This is a genomic window from Pseudomonas sp. SBB6, from assembly GCF_024213215.1.
Lineage (GTDB): Bacteria > Pseudomonadota > Gammaproteobacteria > Pseudomonadales > Pseudomonadaceae > Aquipseudomonas > Aquipseudomonas donghuensis.
In genome coordinates this window covers 567355-588680 of record NZ_JANAVH010000004.1, presented here as the reverse complement: position 1 = coordinate 588680, position 21326 = coordinate 567355, and the positions used below count along the sequence as shown (strand labels likewise).

Annotated in this window: 20 protein-coding genes; 12 read left to right on the top strand and 8 right to left on the bottom strand. The window is 62.7% G+C overall.

Annotation, left to right across the window (positions count from 1 at the left end):
• Nucleotides 1-269 precede the first annotated feature (269 nt).
• The gene (locus NLX68_RS11460; RefSeq protein ID WP_036995578.1) at nt 270-1763 is read right to left on the bottom strand and encodes a CoA-acylating methylmalonate-semialdehyde dehydrogenase; all 1494 of its coding nucleotides are present in this window, start codon (nt 1761-1763) and stop codon (nt 270-272) included.
• A 74-nt stretch (nt 1764-1837) separates the two neighbouring features.
• On the bottom strand, nt 1838-3184 hold the full coding sequence (locus NLX68_RS11455; protein ID WP_254284063.1) for an aspartate aminotransferase family protein: 1347 nt from the start codon (nt 3182-3184) through the stop codon (nt 1838-1840).
• A 238-nt stretch (nt 3185-3422) separates the two neighbouring features.
• Between NLX68_RS11455 and NLX68_RS11450 the strand changes: the two genes are divergently transcribed.
• The 7 genes from NLX68_RS11450 (at nt 3423) to NLX68_RS11420 (ending at nt 10363) form a co-directional block, all read left to right on the top strand.
• Entirely contained in the window at nt 3423-4442 is a 1020-nt protein-coding gene (locus NLX68_RS11450) for an AbrB family transcriptional regulator (RefSeq protein WP_254284062.1), read from the top strand.
• Between the two features lie 48 nt (nt 4443-4490).
• The gene (locus tag NLX68_RS11445) at nt 4491-5405 is read left to right on the top strand and encodes a LysR family transcriptional regulator (protein ID WP_254284061.1); all 915 of its coding nucleotides are present in this window, start codon (nt 4491-4493) and stop codon (nt 5403-5405) included.
• 62 nt (nt 5406-5467) lie between these two features.
• The gene (locus NLX68_RS11440) at nt 5468-6130 is read left to right on the top strand and encodes a TetR/AcrR family transcriptional regulator (RefSeq protein ID WP_254284060.1); all 663 of its coding nucleotides are present in this window, start codon (nt 5468-5470) and stop codon (nt 6128-6130) included.
• Between the two features lie 9 nt (nt 6131-6139).
• Nucleotides 6140-6724, top strand: a complete 585-nt coding sequence (locus tag NLX68_RS11435; RefSeq protein WP_254284059.1) for a YigZ family protein — start codon at nt 6140-6142, stop codon at nt 6722-6724.
• 338 nt (nt 6725-7062) lie between these two features.
• Entirely contained in the window at nt 7063-7749 is a 687-nt protein-coding gene (locus NLX68_RS11430) for an SDR family oxidoreductase (protein WP_010221750.1), read from the top strand.
• Nucleotides 7750-7864: 115 nt separating this feature from the next.
• Nucleotides 7865-9220: an 8-oxoguanine deaminase gene (locus NLX68_RS11425; RefSeq protein WP_254284058.1), complete on the top strand. Its 1356-nt coding sequence runs from the start codon at nt 7865-7867 to the stop codon at nt 9218-9220.
• 189 nt (nt 9221-9409) lie between these two features.
• Entirely contained in the window at nt 9410-10363 is a 954-nt protein-coding gene (locus NLX68_RS11420) for an adenosine deaminase (RefSeq protein WP_010221748.1), read from the top strand.
• 102 nt (nt 10364-10465) lie between these two features.
• Here NLX68_RS11420 and NLX68_RS11415 read toward each other — a convergent pair whose 3' ends face one another.
• The 3 genes from NLX68_RS11415 to NLX68_RS11405 form a co-directional block, all read right to left on the bottom strand.
• Nucleotides 10466-11842, bottom strand: a complete 1377-nt coding sequence (locus NLX68_RS11415) for an MFS transporter (protein WP_254284057.1) — start codon at nt 11840-11842, stop codon at nt 10466-10468.
• Between the two features lie 122 nt (nt 11843-11964).
• A complete protein-coding gene (locus NLX68_RS11410; protein ID WP_254284056.1) occupies nt 11965-12681 on the bottom strand; it encodes a helix-turn-helix transcriptional regulator in 717 nt (238 codons plus the stop codon).
• 538 nt (nt 12682-13219) lie between these two features.
• Nucleotides 13220-14128 (bottom strand): LysR family transcriptional regulator, encoded by a 909-nt coding sequence (locus NLX68_RS11405; RefSeq protein ID WP_254284055.1) that lies wholly within the window; start codon nt 14126-14128, stop codon nt 13220-13222.
• 116 nt (nt 14129-14244) lie between these two features.
• Here NLX68_RS11405 and NLX68_RS11400 point away from each other — a divergent pair, with 116 nt between their 5' ends.
• Entirely contained in the window at nt 14245-15258 is a 1014-nt protein-coding gene (locus NLX68_RS11400) for a zinc-binding alcohol dehydrogenase family protein (protein WP_010221744.1), read from the top strand.
• 125 nt (nt 15259-15383) lie between these two features.
• The gene (locus NLX68_RS11395) at nt 15384-15548 is read left to right on the top strand and encodes a hypothetical protein (protein ID WP_010221743.1); all 165 of its coding nucleotides are present in this window, start codon (nt 15384-15386) and stop codon (nt 15546-15548) included.
• On the opposite strand, the gene NLX68_RS11390 is transcribed toward NLX68_RS11395, so the two are convergent.
• Together NLX68_RS11390 and NLX68_RS11385 are read right to left on the bottom strand one after the other, a co-directional pair.
• The gene (locus NLX68_RS11390; protein WP_254284054.1) at nt 15532-16713 is read right to left on the bottom strand and encodes a multidrug effflux MFS transporter; all 1182 of its coding nucleotides are present in this window, start codon (nt 16711-16713) and stop codon (nt 15532-15534) included. The genes NLX68_RS11395 and NLX68_RS11390 overlap by 17 nt on opposite strands.
• 114 nt (nt 16714-16827) lie before the next feature.
• The gene (locus tag NLX68_RS11385; RefSeq protein WP_010221741.1) at nt 16828-17025 is read right to left on the bottom strand and encodes a heavy-metal-associated domain-containing protein; all 198 of its coding nucleotides are present in this window, start codon (nt 17023-17025) and stop codon (nt 16828-16830) included.
• A gap of 147 nt (nt 17026-17172) precedes the next feature.
• On the opposite strand from NLX68_RS11385, the gene NLX68_RS11380 reads away from it, so the two are divergent.
• Genes NLX68_RS11380 through cueR form a run of 3 tightly spaced genes read left to right on the top strand, consistent with a single transcriptional unit; the run spans nt 17173 to nt 20417 of the window.
• The gene (locus tag NLX68_RS11380) at nt 17173-17559 is read left to right on the top strand and encodes a hypothetical protein (protein ID WP_254284053.1); all 387 of its coding nucleotides are present in this window, start codon (nt 17173-17175) and stop codon (nt 17557-17559) included.
• A 54-nt stretch (nt 17560-17613) separates the two neighbouring features.
• The gene (locus NLX68_RS11375; RefSeq protein ID WP_254284052.1) at nt 17614-20016 is read left to right on the top strand and encodes a heavy metal translocating P-type ATPase; all 2403 of its coding nucleotides are present in this window, start codon (nt 17614-17616) and stop codon (nt 20014-20016) included.
• Nucleotides 20013-20417, top strand: a complete 405-nt coding sequence (gene cueR / locus NLX68_RS11370; protein ID WP_254284051.1) for a Cu(I)-responsive transcriptional regulator — start codon at nt 20013-20015, stop codon at nt 20415-20417. Before NLX68_RS11375 ends, cueR begins: the two co-directional genes overlap by 4 nt.
• Before the next feature lie 6 nt (nt 20418-20423).
• On the opposite strand, the gene NLX68_RS11365 is transcribed toward cueR, so the two are convergent.
• Nucleotides 20424-21317 (bottom strand): PA4780 family RIO1-like protein kinase, encoded by an 894-nt coding sequence (locus tag NLX68_RS11365; RefSeq protein ID WP_036995573.1) that lies wholly within the window; start codon nt 21315-21317, stop codon nt 20424-20426.
• Nucleotides 21318-21326 lie beyond the last annotated feature (9 nt).

Genomic DNA, 21326 nt, shown 5'->3' with positions numbered 1-21326 from the left:
CGGGAGGCGAATTCTACAGCGTTTCAAACCGCTGTCAACTGCCTTTTTCACCGCTGCCGATCTTTCGATCGAAGCCCCTCCGGATGACCCTGGAACCGCTAACTCTTTGAAACTCAAGAAGTTTTCAGTTCCGACTGCGCCGGAAGTGGGGCGAATTATAGAGAGATTAAATCGGGCGTCAAGCGCTTATTGCAATAAAACTGTCGCAAAGGTCAAAAAGCCCGAAAACAAAGGGGGAGGCCTGACGGCCTCCCCCTTTTTATCCGAGCTTAAAGGCTCGGGAAGGCAAACTGCGACGCTTCATGGCTGGCACGTTGTGGCCAGCGCTGGGTAATGGCTTTGCGGCGCGTGTAGAAACGCACGCCATCCGGGCCATAAGCATGCAGGTCGCCAAACAGCGAACGCTTCCAGCCACCGAAGCTGTGGTAAGCCACCGGTACCGGCAGCGGGACGTTGACGCCGACCATACCCACTTCGATCTCGTCGCAGAACAGGCGCGCGGCTTCACCGTCACGGGTAAAGATGCAGGTGCCGTTACCATACTCGTGTTCGTTGATCAGGCGCATCGCCTCTTCCAGGCTGTCCACACGCACGACGCAGAGTACCGGCCCGAAGATCTCTTCTTTATAGATGCTCATCTCGGGGGTTACGCGATCGAACAGAGTGCCGCCGACAAAGTAGCCGTCTTCGTTACCGGCAACCCGGTAGCCACGGCCGTCGACCACCAACTGCGCACCAGCAGCCACACCTTGGTCGATGTAGCCAACCACCTTGTCACGGGCCGCCGCGGTAACCAGCGGGCCCATGTCCAGGCCGCAGGAAGTGCCGGCACCAATCTTCAGCGCCTTGATCTGCGGCTCAAGCTTGGCGATCAGTGCATCAGCCACCTGATCGCCAACGCATACGGCCACGGAGATTGCCATGCAACGCTCACCGCAAGAACCGTACGCTGCGCCCATCAGCGCGCTGACGGCATTGTCCAGGTCGGCATCAGGCATCAGCACCGCGTGGTTCTTCGCCCCGCCCAGGGCCTGGACGCGTTTGCCGCGCTTGGTGCCTTCGGCATAGATGTATTCGGCAATCGGCGTTGAACCGACGAAACTCAGGGCCTTGACCTCTGGCGCCTCGATCAGCGCATCAACCGCTTCCTTGTCACCATGCACCACGTTGAGCACGCCTTTCGGCAGGCCGGCTTCGTGCAGCAACTGGGCTATCAGCAGAGTCGAGCTCGGGTCACGCTCCGACGGTTTGAGGATGAAGCAGTTACCGCAGGCAATCGCCAGTGGGTACATCCACAGCGGCACCATGGCCGGGAAGTTGAACGGGGTGATACCGGCCACCACGCCCAGCGGCTGGAAATCGGACCAGGCATCGATGTTCGGGCCGACGTTGCGGCTGTACTCGCCCTTGAGCACTTCCGGGGCAGCGCAGGCGAACTCGACGTTCTCGATGCCGCGCTTGAGTTCACCGGCGGCGTCCTCCAGGGTCTTGCCGTGCTCTTCGCTGATCAGTTGGGAGATCCGCGCTTCGTTCTGCTCCAGCAATTGCTTGAAGCGGAACATCACCTGGGCGCGCTTGGCCGGCGGCGTGTTGCGCCAGGCCGGGAACGCGGCCTTGGCCGAATCGATGGCTTGCTGCACGGTTTGCTTGCTGGCCAGGGCGACCTTGTGGATAGCCTGGCCAGTGGACGGGTTGAAGACATCGGCGGTGCGCGCGTCGGCAGCAACCAGTTCGCCATTGATCAGGTGTTGAACAGTGCTCATGCAGAACTCCAGAAAGGGGGTATGCCTGGGCGCGAGATCACTCGCGCCCGCTTCTTATATATAGAGAGGAACGATCAATCGACCTGATTGATGGCCTCACCCACCGCATCGAACAGACGATCCAGTTCCTGTGCCTGGCTGTTGAAGGTTGGGCCGAACTGCAGGGTGTCGCCGCCGAAGCGCACATAGAAGCCGGCTTTCCACAGCTTCATGGCAATCTCGTACGGACGCACGATGGCATCGCCGTCACGGGCGGCAATCTGGATCGCCCCGGCCAGGCCGTAGTTACGAATGTCGATGATGTTCTTCGCGCCCTTGACCCCGTGCAGCACCTTCTCGAAGTGCGGCGACAGTTCGGCGGCAGCCTGCACCAGGTTTTCCTTCTCCAGCAGGTCCAGCGCGGCGATACCGGCGGCGCAGGCCACCGGGTGCGCCGAGTAGGTGTAGCCGTGGGGGAATTCCACCGCGTATTCCGGGATCGGCTGGTTCATGAAGGTCTGGTAGATCTCGCTGCTGGCGATCACCGCGCCCATCGGGATGGCACCGTTGGTGACCTGCTTGGCGATACACATCAAATCCGGGGTAACGCCGAAGGCATCGGCACCGAACATCGACCCCATGCGGCCGAAGCCGGTAATCACTTCGTCGAAGATCAGCAGGATGTTGTGCTGGTCGCAGATTTCCCGCAGGCGTTTCAGATAACCCTTGGGTGGCGGCAGCACGCCGGCGGAACCGGCCAGCGGTTCGACGATCAGCGCGGCGATGTTCGAGGCATCGTGCAACTCGATCAGCTTGAGCATTTCATCGGCCAGGGCGATACCGCCCTCTTCCGGCATGCCCTTGGTGAAGGCATTGCCCGGCAGCAGGGTGTGCGGAAGGTGATCGACGTCGAGCAACTGGCCGAACAGCTTGCGGTTGCCGTTGACGCCACCCAGGCTGGTACCGGCGATGTTCACCCCGTGATAGCCACGGGCACGGCCGATCAGCTTGGTCTTGGTGGCCTGGCCTTTCAGGCGCCAGTAGGCACGGACCATCTTCACCGCGGTGTCGGCGCACTCGGAACCGGAGTTGGTATAGAAGACGTGATTAAGGTTGCCCGGGGTCAGCTCGGTGATCTTCTCGGCCAGCTGGAACGACAGCGGGTGACCGAACTGGAAGGCCGGCGAATAATCGAGCACGCCCAACTGGCGCGAGACCGCCTCCTGGATCTGCTTGCGGGTGTGACCGGCGCCGCAGGTCCACAGGCCGGACAGCGCGTCATAGATCTTGCGGCCCTTGTCGTCAGTCAGGTAGCTGCCTTCGGCGGCGACGATCAGCCGGGGATCGCGCTGAAAATTGCGGTTGGCGGTGTAGGGCATCCAGTGGGCGTCCAGCTTGAGCTGGCTGGCCAGACCGACAGGAGCGTTATCAGGCAGATTCATCGGACAAGTCCTCGCAAGGCAATTGGGCAGCGACAAGTGTTGTTGCAGCTAAATTGGCATGAGCATAAGGTTTGGAAAACCTGGCTTTTCTAATCTTCAGATCAACTTTAGTTAAACATTCATTCAAAACTTGCAGTCGCAAGGATGTTACGAAGTGTTTCCATGCATCCCGGCAAGGCGCATGATGCCGGCGGCCCCCTTCAGGAGACTTGGCGCAGGACGCGCAAGCACGCCCACCATGAAAACCATCCTGTGTTTAATGACCTGCGCCCTGGTTGGCGCCGCCGTACAGTTTGCCGGTGTGCCTCACGGACTGCTGCTGGGCGCCATCGTCGCCAGTGCCACGCTGGTCAGCCGGCTGCGCTTTACTCCCAACCTGCGCTTTGGCCTGGAATATGTGCAACTGGTCATGGGTATCGCCACCGGGCTGATGTTCGAGGCCTGGGATAGCGCCACAGTGGCCAGCATCCTGCCGAGCCTGGGTTTTCTGCTGTTGTGCCTGAGTGCGCAGATCAGCATTGCCGGCCTGTGGCTGTTCAAGGGCTGCGGCTGGAGCCTCAAGGATTCGCTGCTGGCGGTTTACCCCGGCGCCCTGGCTGCGGTGTTCGACTTGCTGGAGTCGGAACGGGCTTCCAGCAAGGTGATCGTCGTGCACCTGATGCGCCTGGTGTCGATCACCCTGCTGGTCAGCCTGTGCATTCGCGCAGGTAGCGATGCACCTGCAGCCGCGAGCGCCTCGCTCACCCCGAGCCTGTTGCTGCCCCTGGCATCGCTGCTTGCCCTGTGCATCCTGCTGGGGCGCCTGCTGCTCAAGCTTGGTGTTCCTGCACCCTTCATGCTCACGGCGATCATCGCCACGGCGGCCTATGTAAAGCTTGGCTTGCTGCAGGCTTTTCACATGCCCGGCTGGAGCGTGGACTTCGCCGCGCTGATCCTCGGTGTGCTGATCGGCGCCAGGTTCAGGGAAATCAGCCTCAAGGAGCTCATCCATCACGGCAGTGCCGGGCTGATGTCCGTGGGCCTGATGCTGCTGGTCGCCGCAGCCTTTGCCGGGGTGGCGGCCAAGGTCCTGGGCAGCGACCCCTTCACCCTGTGGCTGGCCTACATGCCCGGTGCCATCGAAACCATCGCCATCGTCGCCTTCAGCGGCGGGCTGAATGTGGTGTTCGTGCTGTCTCATCACCTGGTGCGAATGCTGCTGTTGCACTTCGCCCCGGCCCTGATCGTTCAGGCCCGTCGCTGGCGCGAGAATGTCTGATCAGCGTATGTTGTGTGCCTTTCATGTCCCTGAACGCAGAGGCATCGCGTGAAACGTCCACAACCCCTGGCCCAGGTCAGCGATTTCGATATCCGCCTGTTGAAAATCTACCGCAGCGTGGTGGAGTGCGGCGGTTTTTCGGCTGCCGAGAACGTGCTGGGCATCGGCCGTTCGGCCATCAGCCAGCAGATGAGCGACCTTGAGCAGCGCTTGGGCCTGCGCCTGTGCCAGCGCGGGCGCGCCGGTTTCTCGCTGACCGAAGAAGGCCGCGAGGTGTATCAGTCGGCGCTGCAGTTGCTCAGCGCCCTGGAGAGCTTTCGCACCGAAGTCAACGGCCTGCACCAGCATTTGCGCGGCGAACTGAACATCGGCCTGACCGACAACCTGGTGACCCTACCGCACATGCGCATTACCCATGCCCTGGCCCAGCTCAAGGATCGCGGCCCGGACGTGCGCATCCAGATTCGCATGATCGCCCCCAGCCAGGTCGAACAGGGCGTGCTCGATGGCAGCCTGCATGTTGGCGTGGTGCCGCAGACCAGCCCGCTGTCGGGCCTTGAGTACCAGCCGCTGTACAGCGAACGCTCGCTGCTCTACTGCGCGGTCGGCCATCCGCTGTTCTATGCCGACGATCGGCAACTGGACGACGAGCGTCTCAACAGCCAGGACGCCATCGCCCCGACCTTCCGCCTGCCCGCCGATATCCAGGCCCATTACCAGGCACTGAACTGCACCGCCAGCGCTTCGGACCGCGAAGGCATGGCCTTCCTGATTCTGACCGGGCGCTACATCGGCTACCTGCCGGACCACTACGCGACGTTCTGGGTGCAGCAAGGCCGCTTGCGCGCGCTCAAGCCCGCCGAGCGCTTCTACGACCTGAGCCTGTGCTGGGTAACGCGCAAAGGCCGGCGCCCGCACCTGGTACTGGAAAGCTTCCTTGAAAGCCTGGCGGCTACTCGCTGAGAGCTAATGCTGGTAGGTTAGCCAGTCATAAGAGATACCCATTGCCTTGTCTGGAATCGTTCATGACCTTTGAAGTCCCTGCGCATAGCCTCCAAGTCTCGGGCAAGCCCGCCGGCCGCATTCGCCAGAAGAACGAGCAGGCCATCATCCAGGCCGCCGAGGACGAATTCGCCCGCCACGGCTTCAAGGGCACCAGCATGAACACCATCGCCCTCAAGGCCGGGTTGCCCAAGGCCAACCTGCACTATTACTTCACCAACAAGCTCGGCCTGTATGTGGCGGTATTGAGCAACATCATCGAGCTGTGGGACAGCACCTTCAACGCCTTGACCGTCGACGATGATCCGGCCCAGGCATTGAGCAGCTACATCCGCACCAAGATGGAATTCTCCCGGCGCAACCCGCAGGCTTCACGGATCTTCGCCATGGAGATCATCAGCGGCGGGCAGTGCCTGAGCGACTATTTCAGCGAAGATTACCGCGCCTGGTTCAAGGGCCGTGCCGCGGTGTTCCAGGCCTGGATCGACGCCGGCAAGATGGACCCGGTCGACCCGGTGCACCTGATCTTCCTGCTGTGGGGCAGTACCCAGCACTATGCCGACTTCGCCACCCAGATCTGCCAGGTCACCGGCCGCAGCCGCCTGACCAAGCAGGACATGGAAGATGCCAGCAACAATCTTATCCACATCATTCTCAAAGGCTGTGGCCTGACACCTCGCGACTGAACCTGCCTTATGCCTTTTACCCTGCTCGACACCTGCGAGTTACGCGAAGAGATTCGCAAGAGCCGCTTCATCACCCTGGCTGCGCCGATCAGCAGCCCAGCCGAAGCCATGAACTTCATCGAAAGCCATAGCGACCTCGCCGCCACCCACAACTGCTGGGCCTGGAAGCTTGGCGGGCAATACCGCAGCAGCGACGACGGCGAACCCGGCGGCACCGCTGGGCGGCCGATCCTGGCAGCAATCGAGGCGCAGGACTGCGACCAGGTGGTGGTGCTGGTGATCCGCTGGTACGGCGGTATCCAACTGGGCACCGGCGGCCTGGCTCGAGCCTACGGCGGTGGCGCCAATAAGTGCCTGCAGCAAGCAGAAAAACGCTTGCTGGTCAGCCGCAGCGAACTGACCTGCAGCTGCAGTTTCAGCGAACTGGCGCTGCTCAAGCTGCGCGTGGCCGAGGCCGATGGCCTAGTACTGGACGAACAGTTCACCGCCAATGGCGTCGACCTGCGCCTGGCCCTTGGCGAAGAACAGATCGAAGTGCTGCAGCGCCAGCTGGCCGACCTCAGCCGTGGCCGAATCCTGCTGGAACACGCCTGAACATTTGCCCACATTCACTGTGGGCCCGGCTGTGGATAAGCTCTGAGCATTCGGCTGTGAGCCTTTAACCACGGGGCCTGCAGAAGAACGATCATATTTTGATCAAGATCTGATGACAGTGCTTCAACTGTCGAAAAATCAGCGAGTTATCCCCAGTTATTGCCATGGCACAGCGGCCCTGACAGGCTTGTGTCCAGCGTTCACGCTTGCACACAAATACTGTGGAGCAAACTGTGGATAAGCCGTGCACCCCTGCGCCAACGGCTTGCTGGGCCACGGCTTGGCTAGACTGGTTATTCTTTGATCAACGATTGATGCCCCCTTGAAAGGAGTTCCCTATGTCCACGAACAAGACCGCCCTGATCATCGGCGCCTCGCGCGGCCTGGGCCTTGGCCTGGTGCAGCGCCTGGTGGAAGATGGCTGGAATGTGGTTGCCACTGTCCGCGACCTGGCCAAGGCCGAAGCCCTGAGCACCCTGCCCCGGGTGCAGGTGCAAACCCTTGAGATGAACAACGCCCGCCAGCTCGATGCACTGCAGGAACGCCTCGCTGCACACACCTTCGACCTGCTGTTCGTCAACGCCGGGGTCAAGGGCCCGGAGGAGCAGAACCCGGAACAGGCCAGGCTCGCTGACGTCGGCGAATTGTTCATGACCAACAGCGTGGCGCCGATTCGCGTGGCCCAGCGTTTCGCCCCGCAACTGCGCAAAGACACCGGAGTGATCGCTTTCATGAGTTCGGTACTGGGCAGCGTGAGCATTCCCGATGCGCCGGAACTGTGCCTGTACAAGGCCAGCAAGGCCGCACTGAACTCGATGATCAACAGCTTCGTGGTGCAACTCGGCGAACCGCAACTGACCGTGCTGGCCATGCACCCGGGCTGGGTCAAGACCGACATGGGCGGTGAAGGCGCCGACATCGATGTGCCAACCAGCACCCGCGGCATGGTCGATCAGGTTCACGCCCACAGTGGCAAAGGCGGCCTGCAATTCATCAATTACAAGGGCGAAAGCCTGATCTGGTGAAACCCCGCGCGGTGGGTGTAGACTCGACACCTCGCCCACCGCGGCGGACCTGGATCAGCAGACAGGGCAACACTGAGCTGGCTAACCTGAACCCACTTTCAGAGGAGCCGGCACCATGCCTGCGACCCGCATCTGGTTGAAAAACCCCCTCGCCATCTTCACAGCCAACAGCCTCGACGCCCGTGGCGGCCTGGTGATTGAAGACGGCCGTATCCAGCAAGTACTTGGCCTGGGGCAAAGCCCCGGCAGCCCCTGTGGACAAGTCTTCGATGCCCGTGAACACGTGGTGTTGCCAGGACTTATCAACACCCACCACCACTTCTACCAGACCCTGACCCGCGCCTGGGCGCCGGTGGTCAACCAGCCGCTGTTCCCCTGGCTGAAAACCCTGTACCCGGTCTGGGCCCGGCTGACCCCGGCCAAGCTTGAACTGGCGACCCGCGTGGCCCTGGCCGAGCTGTTGCTGTCGGGCTGCACCACCGCTGCCGACCACCATTACCTGTTCCCCGATGGCCTGGAAAACGCCATCGACGTACAAGTCGAAGCGGTACGCAAACTGGGCATGCGCGCCATGCTCACCCGCGGCTCCATGAGCCTGGGCGAAGCCGACGGCGGCCTGCCGCCGCAACAGACGGTGCAACAGGGCGAAGTGATCCTGGCGGACAGCCAGCGACTTATCCACAGCTACCATGAGCGTGGCGAAGGTGCGCAGGTCCAGATCGCCCTGGCGCCCTGCTCGCCGTTCTCGGTCACGCCCCAAATCATGCGCGCCAGCGCCGATCTGGCCGAAGCGCTGGACGTGCGCCTGCACACTCACCTGGCCGAAACCCTCGACGAAGAGGACTTCTGCCTGCAGCGCTTCGGCCTGCGCACGGTCGATTACCTCGACAGCGTCGGCTGGCTCGGCCCGCGCACCTGGCTGGCTCATGGCATCCATTTCAATCCGGACGAGATCGCCCGCCTGGGCGCTGCCGGCACCGGCATCTGCCATTGCCCAAGCTCGAACATGCGCCTGGCCTCGGGCATCTGCCCAACCCTGGAACTGACCCGGGCCGGGGCGCCGGTGGGCCTGGGCGTGGACGGTTCGGCCTCCAACGATGCCTCCAACATGATCCTCGAAGCGCGCCAGGCCCTGTACCTGCAACGGCTGCGCTACGGCGCCGAGGCGATTACGCCGGAACTGGTTTTGGGCTGGGCCACCCGCGGCTCGGCGCAGTTGCTCGGGCGTACCGACATCGGCGAACTGGCGGTGGGCAAACAGGCCGATCTGGCCCTGTTCAAACTCGACGAGCTGCGCTTCTCCGGCAGCCACGACCCGCTCTCGGCCCTACTGCTGTGCGGCGCCGACCGCGCCGACCGGGTCATGGTCGGCGGCCAGTGGCGGGTTGTCGATGGCCAGATCGAGGGGCTGGATGTCCAGGCGCTGATCGCCGATCACCGTCAGGCCGCCGCACAACTGATCGCGGGCTGAAAGCTCAACGGCCGAGCAATGCCAACATGATGACGGTGGCGAAGCGCACGAAGAGGGTCATGCCCTCGATCGCGTTGGTTTCGCCATCGTTGAAGGTTGCCCGGGGGAACCGCCTGGTCAGCTTTCTCCGCGTAGACAGCGCAACCTCTGTAGAATGGCGGCAACCGCACCTGATGAGATTCCACCACTATGTACGACTGGCTTAACGCTCTGCCCAAGGCAGAATTGCACCTGCACCTGGAAGGATCGCTGGAGCCCGAGTTGCTGTTCGCCCTGGCCGAGCGCAACAAGATTGCCCTGCCCTGGAACGATGTCGAAGCCCTGCGCAGCGCCTATGCGTTCAACAACCTGCAAGAGTTTCTCGACCTCTACTACCAGGGCGCCGATGTGCTGCGCACCGAGCAGGACTTCTACGACCTGACCTGGGCCTACCTGCAGCGTTGCAAGGCGCAGAACGTGATTCACACTGAGCCGTTCTTCGACCCGCAGACCCACACCGATCGCGGCATCCCTTTCGAGGTTGTGGTCAATGGCATCAGAGCAGCACTCAAGGATGGCCAGCAGCAACTGGGCATCAGCAGCGGCCTGATCCTCAGTTTCCTGCGCCACCTCAGTGAAGAGCAAGCCCACAAGACCCTCGACCAGGCCATGCCGTTTCGTGATGCCTTCATTGCCGTCGGCCTCGACAGCTCGGAGATGGGCCACCCGCCGAGCAAGTTCCAGCGGGTGTTCGACCGGGCCCGCAGCGAAGGCTTCCTGACCGTTGCCCACGCCGGCGAAGAAGGCCCGCCCGAATACATCTGGGAGGCCATCGACCTGCTGAAGATCCAGCGTATCGACCATGGCGTACGCGCCATCGAAGACGAGCGCCTGATGCAGCGGATCATCGACGAGCAGATCCCGCTGACCGTCTGCCCGCTGTCCAACACCAAGCTGTGCGTGTTCGAGCACATGAGCCAGCACAACATCCTCGACATGCTCGAGCGTGGCGTGAAGGTTACGGTCAACTCCGATGACCCGGCGTACTTCGGCGGTTACGTCACCGAGAACTTCCAGGCCTTGCATGAGCACCTGGGCATGACCCAGGACCAGGCGCGGCGCCTGGCGCAGAACAGCCTGGATGCGCGGCTGGTCAAACCCTGACATTGGAGCTGGACCTGTAGGAGCGGGCTTGACCCGCGATGAGGCCAGTGCAGCCTGCACATCGGGTAGCGCTCGATCGCGGGTCAAGCCCGCTCCTACAGGTTAATCCTGAATCTCGCTCAGCTCCTCCAGGGTCTTGCCGCGGGTCTCGACCCCGAACACCCCGACCACCAGCGCCGCCACGGCAAAGCACAGTGCCCCCAGGGCGAACACCCCGCCCTGCCCGGCCAGCGGGAACAGCAAGCCGGTGACCATCGGCCCGAGCAGCGAACCGATACGCCCGACCGCCGAGGCAAACCCCGAACCGGTAGCCCGCGCCGAAGTGGGATAGAGCTCGGGAGTGTAGGTGTAGAGCACTGCCCACATACCGAACAGAAAAAACTGCATCAGCAGCCCCGTGCCGATCAACAGCTCCACCTGCCCGCCAAACACCGCACTTTGCCCATACAGGTAGGCCATGACACCACCACCCAGCAAGGTCATCACGCAGGTCGGCTTGCGCCCCCACACCTCCACCAGCCAGGCCGCGACGAGAAAACCGGGAATCCCGCCCAGGGAAATCAGCACGGTGTAGTACACCGACTGGGTAACAGCGAAACCTGACTGCTGCAGCAACGCGCTGAGCCACGAGGTCAGGCCGTAGAAGCCCAGCAAGGCAAAGAACCAGACACTCCAGATCATCAGGGTGCGGCGACGGTACTGCGTCGACCAGAGCTCAACGAACGCCGAGAAAAAGCCCGGTGCCTGCGGCGCCGTTCGCGCCAATGGCACCGGTACGGGTAATTGCTGCAGGCCCAGCGAATTCATCACCTTTGCCTCGATGCCACGCAACACCGTATCAGCCTCCAGCAGACGACCGGATTGCTCGAGCCAGCGCGGCGATTCGGGCAGGAAAAAGCGAATGGCCAACACAAACACCGCAGGTACTGCGAGCACCAGGAAGATGTCGCGCCAGCCAATCAGCGGCAGTAGAAAATAGGACAGCACCCCGGCGGCAACGAAACCCAGGGGCCAGAAACCATCCATCAGGGCAATGTAGCGGCCGCGGCGTTTGGCTGGAATCAGCTCCGAAAGCATCGACTGGGCAATCGGAAACTCCATGCCCATGCCGATCCCCAGCAGTACTCGATACAACGTCAGGGTTTCGACCGACTGCGCGGTCGAGCACAGGTAACTGGCCAGGCCCCAGAGCACGATGCTCCACTGGAACACCGGCTTGCGCCCGTAACGGTCACCGAGCATTCCGGACAGCGATGCGCCCAGCACCATGCCGAAGAAGCTCGAACTGGCCAGTAACCCGGCCTGGGCCGTACTCAAGCCGAACTCGGCTTTGATCGAGCCGAGCAGGAAGGTCATCATCGCCAGGTCCATGGAGTCGAAGAAGAACGCCAGGGCGATGATGATGAAAATCAGACGGTGGTAACCACTGATCGGCAAGCGCTCCAGACGCTGCGCTGCACTGTAGTCCTGAGCTGCCATGCCGGTATCCCCCGCAAGTTGTCCAAACGCCAGTGTCACGGCATCTGCCTTCTGGCGAATTGTCAGCAGCGACCTCGCCAAATGCCGCAACGACGCCTGCCAGGCAGGCGCCTCTCCTCGGTTCAGCCGGCAGTCTTCAACACTGGGACCTGGGCTATGCGGTTGATGTGTGCCAAACCCGTCGCGCTGATCTGCAACATGCGCGATGTTTCACTCTCACGTATCCAGCCGGACTGCAGAAACAGCTTGAGCAGACTGCTGCCCAGCGCGCCTCCCAGATGTGGCCGGTGGTCGCTCCATTCGCTGCAGCACCGGCAACTGCTGAAGCTTCGACGTTGATGCTGGGCCAGGGCCTCGGTGAAAATCCCGTAAGCGGCGAACTGTGCACGGCCATGCGGGGTGACATCGATGTGCTGCTCGCTGCCCTCCAGCCAGCCGGCATCGAACAGGCGCTGATAGAGATCGGCCGCCAGCTCGCCGCCTAGGTGATCGCCACACAGCCGTGCCCGGCGCATGGACAACGGAATGCCACCCACCTCCTGCTCGCGACTGTCTTCGGGTGTTTTGACCTGGACACTGGCCAGCGCCTCGACAGCCGCCCCAACCTCCGGCGCGGCTAACCTGAAATAACGTTTGCGCCCCCGCGGCTCCAGCGTCAGCAAGCCACTGGCCGACAACCTGGCCAGGTGAGCGCAGGCCGAAGAAGGCGTCAGCCCTGCCATGCTGGCGAGCTCATCGGAAGGTCGCGCCATGCCATCGATCAAGGCCCAGAGCATCGCACTGCGTTTCGGGTCTGCCAACAAGCTGGCGATCTGGCTGATACTCGTTACTGGTTTCATATCTCAACTCCCTGCGAGATCATGTCTGATATCGATTGATTAACCATGTCGGCAGCATTTACTGCGAGGTGTCCGATGCCAGAACGGCAGGAAGTGGAAGTTATCAAGTCATCGTGTTCCTCCTGCAACACGAACATACAAAAGTTATTCAGGCTACTTGCGGTCAAGCACCTCACCGGCAGTCAGCCCGGGCCAGGGCCAGGCGATGTCTGAGTGAGAGGTAATACTTGCCGACCTGGACATGGAAGTATCTCTCGCTGGAAATGACTGCTGGATCCATTATAAGCCGCGTTGCGCTAACGTAATCCGGTCGATTTCCAAGGTATTGGCAACCTCAGCAATGGCCGCCAGGCACAAGACTGAAGATACGTTTGGACATGAACACCCCAACCCCCATGTTACATATCTTGCTAGCAATTGACGGATTATTATCAAGTTCAAATCGCCCGATAAAACCTACAACAAATTATGCTGAAACTCACAAGAATTGCATGCCAACCATGTAGGAGCATCACGTAATAGCAACTTCTTGGGCAGTTTAACCCAGCAGTTTCTCGAGCATTATCTGACAACGCGCTCGAAGCATATTTCGCAATAACTGCACGGGTTTGCCCAACTGCGCCCGGTGGGTGCACATCAGGTTCAGGGGCGCCGCTTCACCACGCAGTTGCGGCATTAGCAACTTGAGGCGCCCGGCCTGCACATCGTTGGCCACATCCAGCCAGGACTTGTAAGCAATACCGACACCGGCCAGCGCCCAGCGCCGGACCACATCGGCATCATCACAAAAACGATCACCGTTGACGCTCACACCGACCTCACTGGCGCCCTCGCCAAAGCGCCAATGGTCATGCACACGGCTGCCCAACTGATACAGCAGGCAATTGTGCTCGGCCAGTTGCGCCACTTCGGCCGGCTCACCGTGGCGGGCCAGGTAGACAGGTGACGCACACAGCACCCGACGGTTATCCGGGCACAACGGCAAGGCCACCAGGCTGGAGTCTTCCGGGGCGCCATAGCGCAGGGCGATGTCCGCCGCCTGGCGAAACAGGTCGGCGTTGCGATCGCCAAGCAGCAAGCGCACGTTAAGCTGCGGGTGTTCATCCTGCAGCTCGTCGAGCCAGGGCAAGAGTACGTTACGACCAAAATCCGAGGGCGCCGACAACAGCAGGGTACCGCTGACCTGATCCTGCCCATGGGCCAGGACTCGCTGCCCCTCCTCCAGGCTCGCCAGGGCGGAACGGGCATGCTGCAAGTAACCTTCACCCTCGGCGGTCAGGCGCAGATTGCGGGTCGAGCGCGCCAGCAAGCGCACGCCCAACTGCTGCTCCAGACGTTTGAGCGAAGCACTGGCCACTGCCGGTGACAGGTCAAGCAAGCGCGCGGCAGCAGACAGGCTGCCCAGCTCGGCGGCACGAACGAACAACTGCAGATCATCGATACGCATCCGAGACACTCGCCATTATCAAAAAAATATTGAAAGATTCTGTAGTTTTATCGGCTTTTAACGACAAGTGAAAGCGCCAATCATGGGTTCATTCCCTATTCGCCAAGGACCACCCCATGAAAGCCATTGCCTACTATCACTCCCTGCCCATCACCGACCCGGCAGCCCTGCAGGACATCGAACTGCCAGCCCCCGAGCCAGGCCCACGCGACCTGCTGGTGGCGGTGCGGGCGATCTCGGTGAACCCGGTCGATACCAAGGTTCGCCAGAACGTGTCGCCAGAAGGCGGCGCCGCCAAGGTGCTGGGCTGGGACGTGGCCGGGGTGGTCAAGGCGGTGGGGCGCGAGGTCAGCCTGTTCCAGCCGGGCGACAAGGTTTACTACGCAGGCTCCATCGCCCGTGCTGGCGGCAACAGTGAACTGCACGTGGTGGATGAACGGATCGTCGGGCACATGCCGAAAACCCTGGGCTTTGCCGAGGCTGCGGCGCTGCCTTTGACGGCTATCACGGCCTGGGAGCTGTTGTTCGAACGCCTGCAAATCGCCGAAGGCCAGCAGGACCAGGGCCAGAGCCTGCTGATCGTCGGCGCCGCCGGCGGTGTCGGCTCGATCCTCACTCAACTGGCGAGCACGCTGACCGGTCTCACCGTGATCGGCAGCGCCTCGCGCCCACAAACCCAGGACTGGGTGCGCAAGCTGGGCGCCGATCAGGTGGTCGATCACAGCCAGCCGCTGGCTGCCGCGCTCAAGGCCCAGGGCATCGAGCAGGTCACCCATGTCGCCAGCCTGACCCAGACTGACCAGCACCTCGATCAACTGGTCGAAGCCCTGGCGCCACAAGGCAAACTGGCACTGATCGATGACCCCAAGCAGTTGGACGTCACCAAGCTCAAGCGCAAGAGCCTGTCGCTGCACTGGGAGTTCATGTACACCCGCTCGCTGTTCGAAACCGCCGACATGATCGAGCAGCACAACCTGCTCGAGCGGGTTGCCGAACTGATCGACAACGGCACCCTCAAGACCACCCTGGGCGAGCACTTCGGCACCATCAATGCCGCCAACCTGCGCCGCGCCCATGCCCTGCTGGAAAGCGGCGCAGCCAAGGGCAAGATCGTTCTCGAAGGTTTCTGAAACACCGCGTGCGCCGCGTTTTCGCGGCGCACGCGACCGTCAGTCCGACAACTGACCCAGGTCATTCCGCTCCCCGTGGCCAGCGCTACAATGCATCAGCCAACGCCAACCTCAGGTATGCAGATATGAATATCCAGGTCAGTGCATCAGCAAAAAAGCCCGGCTGCCCATGGCAGGTTCAGCTCGACCAGCATGTGGTGAGCTTTCGCAGCGAGGCCGAGGCCCGCGCCTTCGTCAACACCCTGCAAGCCCGGCTCCAGGCCCCGCACCCGCTCAAACGCAGCGGCTGAGAGTCAAGCGCCGGGTCAGCATCGCCACGCTCACCACCGCCAGGCCGCACACGCTGATGACGATGGCCATCGGCACCGCCGTGCCATCGTGCAGCACCCCCACCAGCGCCGCGGCACCGGCGGCCACGCTGAACTGCAGGCAACCCAGCAGTGCTGAAGCGCTGCCGGCCCGGGCGCCCTGCCCGCTCATGGCACAGGCCGAGGCGTTGGGGATGATGCAGCCCAGGCTGGCAATACAAATGAACAGCGGAATCAACAACGGCCACAACGCCGTCGGGTGCAATGCACTGATCCCCAGCAGGGTCAGCCCCGCCGCCAGGTAAACCCATACCGCACGCACCAGCAAGAAGGCCGGGCCACGCTTGGCCAGCAGCCGCGCGTTGACCTGCGCCACCAGGATGAACCCTGCGGCATTACTGCCGAACAGCCAGCCATAGTGCTCGGCCGGCACACCGTAGAGTTTGATGAAGACGAACGGCGAACCGGCGATATAGGCAAACATCCCGGCAATGGCGATGCCACCGGTCAAGGCGTGGCCGAGGAAGATGCGCTCCTTGAACAGCCGCCCGTACTGGCGCAAGGCACCGGACAACGGCTGGCGCGGCTGGTTGGCCGGCAGGCTTTCCGGCAGGCCGAGCGCCACGGCCAGGGTGCACAGGGCACTGAACAGGGTCAGGGCGATAAAGATCGACTGCCAACCGTACAGGTTGACCATCAGGCCACCGAGCATCGGTGCCAGGATCGGCGCCAGGCCCATGACCAGCATCAGTTGCGAAAAGACCTTGGCCGACCCCACCGCATCGCACTTGTCGCTGACAATCGCTCGCGACAGCACCATCCCGGCGCAACCACCAAGAGCCTGGACGAAGCGCGCCACGATCAACGTGTCGAGGCTCGGGGCAAAGGCACAGGCCAGCGACGCCACGGTAAATAGCGTCACCCCGACCAGCAGCGGAATGCGCCGGCCAAAGCGGTCGGCCACTGGTCCATAGGCCAGCTGGCCAATCGACAGGCCGAGAAAGTACGCCGCGAGGGTGGTCTGGATATGCTTCTCGTCGGTGCCAAAAGCCAGCGCCATGGCCGGAAAACCGGGCAGGTAGAAGTCGATCGCCAGGGGCCCGAACGCACTCAAGGCGCCGAGAATCAGGATGGTTCGCAGGTTCATCGGAAATCCGTAGCAGGCTAAGCAAGTCCGCTAGTCTAACCGCCCTGCCGGGGTTTCGCTGACCGAGTTACGCCTGCGCGATGAATCTTTTATCCACCGCGCGGGCGTCAGAGGTCAGACGGCTTCGGCCGTGTAGCCCTCTTCGCGAATCGCCGAGAGAATTTCCTCGGCCGGCAACTCGCTCTGCACTTTTACCTGCTTCTGACCCAGATCGACCTCAACCCTGGCGTCTGCATCCTGGGCCTGAACCGCGCGAGTGACAGCCTTGACGCAATGGCCGCAGGTCATTCCTTGAACAGTGAATACTTGCATTGCAACAGCCTCCTGTGGGGTTTGAGCGCAGTCTCAAGCTTGCCACCGGGGCAAGGTCAAGTACGAGGATTGCCTGCCGGGCTGGAAATCGGCGCGCCGCTCCGCCAAGCTGCAAGCCTTAGAATCGATTTGCAGGAGTTTGAATTCATGCGCAGGGCAGCTTTGGGCCTTTTCGGCCTGATGGGAGCATTGAGCCTGATTCCCCCGGCCAGTGCCGAGGGCAATGCCGACTACAGCATTCTGACCATTTCCCGCGAGCGCCTGGAAGTGGCGACTTCGTGCGAGATTGGCGTGTACCTCGATGACCAGCTTTCGGCGCGGCTGTTTCAGGAGCAGTCGACCTCGTTCAACCTGCCGCCGGGCCAGGTCGCGGTGCGCCTGCGCCTGTTGCCGGCGCAAATGCCGGGCTGCCAGAACGGCCTGGAGAATCAGCGCAGCCAGCAACTGACATTGAGGGCCGGTGAGATCAATAAATACCGCATTGCCGTGGATCAGAATGGCCTCAAGCTGATCAGGGCCGGCCTGGGCTATTGACCTTCCCCGCATGGCAAGGTTGATGCTGGAGACCTGTCCAAGGAGGAGTGCCCCATGTCCGCATCTACCACGTTCGACCTGCCGATTGCCGGCATGACCTGCGCCAGCTGTGCTGGCCGGGTCGAGCGCGCCCTGCGCAAGGTCGTCGGTGCCGAACAGGTCAGTGTCAACCTGGCCACCGAGCAGGCCCGGGTCCAGGCCCCGGCCGATAGCCTGCCAGCGCTGCTCGAAGCTGTTGAGCAAGCCGGCTACAGCGTGCCATCCCAGACCCTCGAACTGCAGATCGGCGGCATGACTTGCGCCTCCTGCGCCGGCCGCGTCGAGCGTGCCCTGGCCAAGGTTCCGGGCGTGCAGCAGGTGACCGTCAACCTGGCCAACGAACGCGCGCACTTGCAGCTGTTTGGCCAGATCGACAGCAGCGTGCTGATCGACGCCGTCAGCCAGGCCGGTTACACCGCCAGTTTGCCGCAGAGCGCCAAGGTCAACCAGGCCGAGGCCGAACAGCGACTGCGCAAAGAGCGTTGGTCGGTGGCCCTGGCGGTGTTGCTGGCCTTGCCACTGGTGCTGCCGATGCTTGTGCAGCCCTTTGGCATCCACTGGATGCTGCCGTCCTGGGCGCAGTTCGTCCTGGCCACGCCGGTGCAGTTCATTCTCGGTGCGCGTTTTTATGTCGCCGCGTGGAAAGCCGTGCGCGCCGGCGCCGGCAACATGGACCTGCTGGTCGCAATCGGCACCAGCGCCGGCTACGGCCTGAGTATCTACCAATGGGTCACGACCAGGGACGGCATTATTCCGCACCTGTACTTCGAGGCCTCGGCCGTGGTGATTGCCCTGATCCTGCTCGGCAAGTACCTGGAAAGCCGCGCCAAACGGCAAACCGCCAGCGCCATCCGCGCGCTGGAAGCCTTGCGCCCGGAACGCGCGCTGTTGCTGGTCGACGGCCAGGAGCGCGATGTCGCCATCAGCGAACTGCGCCTGCATGACCTGGTGCTGGTCAAGCCTGGCGAACGCTTCCCGGTCGACGGTGAAGTGATCGAAGGCCTGAGCCACGCCGACGAAGCACTGATCAGCGGCGAAAGCCTGCCGGTACCGAAACAGCCGGGCGACAAGGTCACCGGCGGCGCGATCAACGGTGAAGGCCGCCTGCTGGTCCGCACCCTGGCCCTGGGCACAGAAACCGTGCTGGCGCGTATCATCCGTCTGGTCGAAGACGCCCAGGCTGCCAAGGCGCCGATCCAGAAACTGGTAGACCGGGTCAGCCAGGTGTTCGTACCGGCCGTACTGGTACTGGCGCTGATCACCCTGGTTGGTTGGCTGCTCGATGGCGCGCCGATGGAGTACGCACTGATCAACGCCGTTGCCGTGCTGGTGATCGCCTGCCCATGCGCCTTGGGCCTGGCCACACCGACGGCGATCATGGCCGGCACCGGTGTCGCCGCCCGCCATGGCATCCTGATCAAGGATGCCGAAGCCCTGGAACGTGCCTATGCGGTCAACCGCGTGGTATTCGACAAAACCGGCACCCTCACTTCCGGCAGCCCGCGCATCGTCCACAGCCAGGCACTGGTGGGCGAGCAGGCGCATCTGCTGCAACTGGCCGGCGCCCTGCAGCGCGGCAGCGAACATCCGCTGGCCAAGGCGGTGCTGGATGCCTGTGAAGAACAAGGCCTGCCTGTGGCCGCTATCAGCAACAGCCAGTCACTGACCGGCCGCGGTATCGCCGGCAGCCTCGATGGCCGCGAACTGGCCCTGGGCAACCGTCGCCTGCTGGATGAAAGCGGCCTGCAACCCGGCGAGCTGGCCGCCAGCGCCCAGGCTTGGGAAGCCGAAGGCCGCACCCTGTCGTGGTTGATCGAACGCAGCCCGCAGGCGCGGGTGCTGGGCCTGTTCGCATTTGGTGACAGCCTCAAACCTGGCGCCGGGCAAGCGGTCCGGCAACTGGCCGGGCAAGGCATCAGCAGCCACCTGCTGACCGGCGACAACCGCGGCAGCGCCAAGGTGGTGGGTGAAGCCTTAGGCATCACCGACGTGTATGCCGAGGTACTGCCCGCCGACAAGGCCGCCACCGTTGCCGCGCTCAAGCAGTCCGGCGTAGTGGCGATGGTCGGCGACGGGATCAACGATGCCCCGGCACTGGCCGCTGCGGACATCGGCATCGCCATGGGCGGCGGCACCGACGTGGCCATGCAGGCAGCCGGAATCACCCTGATGCGCGGCGATCCGCGCCTGGTGCCGGCAGCCCTGGAGATCAGCCGCAAGACCTACGCCAAGATTCGCCAGAACCTGTTCTGGGCGTTTATCTACAACCTGATCGGCATTCCCCTGGCCGCCTTCGGCATGCTCAACCCGGTGCTGGCCGGCGCCGCCATGGCCCTGTCGAGTGTCAGCGTGGTCAGCAACGCGCTATTGCTGAAAACCTGGAAACCGGCCACCCCGCCTGAGGACGATGCCCAATGAATATCGGCCAAGCCGCCCGCCGCTCGGGCCTGAGCGCGAAGATGATCCGCTACTACGAGTCGATCGGCCTGCTCAAGCCGGCCTTGCGCAGCGACAGCGGCTATCGCCTGTACCAGCAGGAAGACCTGCACCAGCTGGCATTCATCAAGCGCTCGCGGGACCTGGGGTTTTCCCTGGAAGAAGTCGCCCGCCTGCTGACCTTGTGGCAGGACCGGCAGCGCGCCAGCGCCGACGTCAAGGCCTTGGCCAGCCAGCATATCGATGACCTCAACCGGCGCATCGAGGAGTTGGTGAGCTTGCGTGACACCTTGAGCGAGCTGGTTGCCCACTGCCAGGGCGACGACCGCCCGGACTGCCCGATCCTCAAGGACCTGGCAACCGGCGGCAGTTGCTGTCACTGACGGCGCTTACTGGAGCCAGGGCGGCGCCGGTTCTTCGTCCTTGACCATACCCCGTTCGGCGTCGGCCTTGGCCGCACGCCGACGGGCTTCATCGATGCGTGCCGCGTCGATCTCGCGCATCACCCCATCAACGTCGGCGCTGTGCTCATCATCGGCGAATACCCCGGTCAGCGGGCTTTCCGGGAGCAAGTTGCCGGCCTGGTACAGCGCCCACATCTCGCGGGCGTAACGCGTCTGCTTGAGCTCCGGGGCAAAGCGCCCGAAGTAGGCGGCCATGTTGCCGACATCGCGCTCAAGCATGCTGAACGCATGGTTGTTGCCAGCGGCATCGACCGCTTGCGGCAGGTCGATGATCACCGGGCCGTCGGGCCCGAGCAGTACGTTGAACTCCGAGAGGTCGCCATGGACCAGGCCGGTGCAGAGCATCAGCACGATCTGGCGGATCACGAAGGTGTGGTACTCCCGCGCCTGTTCAGGCTCCAGGTGCACGTCGTTCAGGCGTGGTGCGGCATCACCGTACTCGTCGGCCACCAGCTCCATGAGCAGCACACCATCGAGAAAATCATAAGGCTTGGGCACCCGCACACCGGCATTGGCCAGGCGGAACAACGCCGCCACTTCGGCGTTCTGCCAGGCGTCCTCGGCCTCCTTGCGGCCGAACTTGGAGCCCTTGGCCATGGCCCGGGCCTGACGGCTGTTGCGCACCTTGCGGCCTTCCTGGTACTCGGCGGCCTGGCGGAAACTGCGCTTGTTGGCTTCTTTGTAGACCTTGGCGCACCGTAGCTCCCGACCGCAGCGGACCACATACACCGCAGCCTCCTTGCCACTCATCAGTGGTCGTAGTACTTCGTCGACCAGTCCATCTTCAACCAGCGGTTCAATGCGTTTTGGAGTCTTCATCGGTTTCTG

What these genes read in the sequence shown, in the direction of transcription:
- NLX68_RS11460 (WP_036995578.1), bottom strand. Translation starts at nt 1,763, where the DNA reads ATGAGCACTGTTCAACACCTGATCAATGGCGAACTGGTTGCTGCCGAC.
- NLX68_RS11455 (WP_254284063.1), bottom strand. Translation starts at nt 3,184, where the DNA reads ATGAATCTGCCTGATAACGCTCCTGTCGGTCTGGCCAGCCAGCTCAAG.
- NLX68_RS11450 (WP_254284062.1), top strand. Translation starts at nt 3,423, where the DNA reads ATGAAAACCATCCTGTGTTTAATGACCTGCGCCCTGGTTGGCGCCGCC.
- NLX68_RS11440 (WP_254284060.1), top strand. Translation starts at nt 5,468, where the DNA reads ATGACCTTTGAAGTCCCTGCGCATAGCCTCCAAGTCTCGGGCAAGCCC.
- NLX68_RS11435 (WP_254284059.1), top strand. Translation starts at nt 6,140, where the DNA reads ATGCCTTTTACCCTGCTCGACACCTGCGAGTTACGCGAAGAGATTCGC.
- NLX68_RS11430 (WP_010221750.1), top strand. Translation starts at nt 7,063, where the DNA reads ATGTCCACGAACAAGACCGCCCTGATCATCGGCGCCTCGCGCGGCCTG.
- NLX68_RS11425 (WP_254284058.1), top strand. Translation starts at nt 7,865, where the DNA reads ATGCCTGCGACCCGCATCTGGTTGAAAAACCCCCTCGCCATCTTCACA.
- NLX68_RS11420 (WP_010221748.1), top strand. Translation starts at nt 9,410, where the DNA reads ATGTACGACTGGCTTAACGCTCTGCCCAAGGCAGAATTGCACCTGCAC.
- NLX68_RS11415 (WP_254284057.1), bottom strand. Translation starts at nt 11,842, where the DNA reads ATGGCAGCTCAGGACTACAGTGCAGCGCAGCGTCTGGAGCGCTTGCCG.
- NLX68_RS11410 (WP_254284056.1), bottom strand. Translation starts at nt 12,681, where the DNA reads ATGAAACCAGTAACGAGTATCAGCCAGATCGCCAGCTTGTTGGCAGAC.
- NLX68_RS11405 (WP_254284055.1), bottom strand. Translation starts at nt 14,128, where the DNA reads ATGCGTATCGATGATCTGCAGTTGTTCGTTCGTGCCGCCGAGCTGGGC.
- NLX68_RS11400 (WP_010221744.1), top strand. Translation starts at nt 14,245, where the DNA reads ATGAAAGCCATTGCCTACTATCACTCCCTGCCCATCACCGACCCGGCA.
- NLX68_RS11395 (WP_010221743.1), top strand. Translation starts at nt 15,384, where the DNA reads ATGAATATCCAGGTCAGTGCATCAGCAAAAAAGCCCGGCTGCCCATGG.
- NLX68_RS11390 (WP_254284054.1), bottom strand. Translation starts at nt 16,713, where the DNA reads ATGAACCTGCGAACCATCCTGATTCTCGGCGCCTTGAGTGCGTTCGGG.
- NLX68_RS11385 (WP_010221741.1), bottom strand. Translation starts at nt 17,025, where the DNA reads ATGCAAGTATTCACTGTTCAAGGAATGACCTGCGGCCATTGCGTCAAG.
- NLX68_RS11380 (WP_254284053.1), top strand. Translation starts at nt 17,173, where the DNA reads ATGCGCAGGGCAGCTTTGGGCCTTTTCGGCCTGATGGGAGCATTGAGC.
- NLX68_RS11375 (WP_254284052.1), top strand. Translation starts at nt 17,614, where the DNA reads ATGTCCGCATCTACCACGTTCGACCTGCCGATTGCCGGCATGACCTGC.
- cueR (WP_254284051.1), top strand. Translation starts at nt 20,013, where the DNA reads ATGAATATCGGCCAAGCCGCCCGCCGCTCGGGCCTGAGCGCGAAGATG.
- NLX68_RS11365 (WP_036995573.1), bottom strand. Translation starts at nt 21,317, where the DNA reads ATGAAGACTCCAAAACGCATTGAACCGCTGGTTGAAGATGGACTGGTC.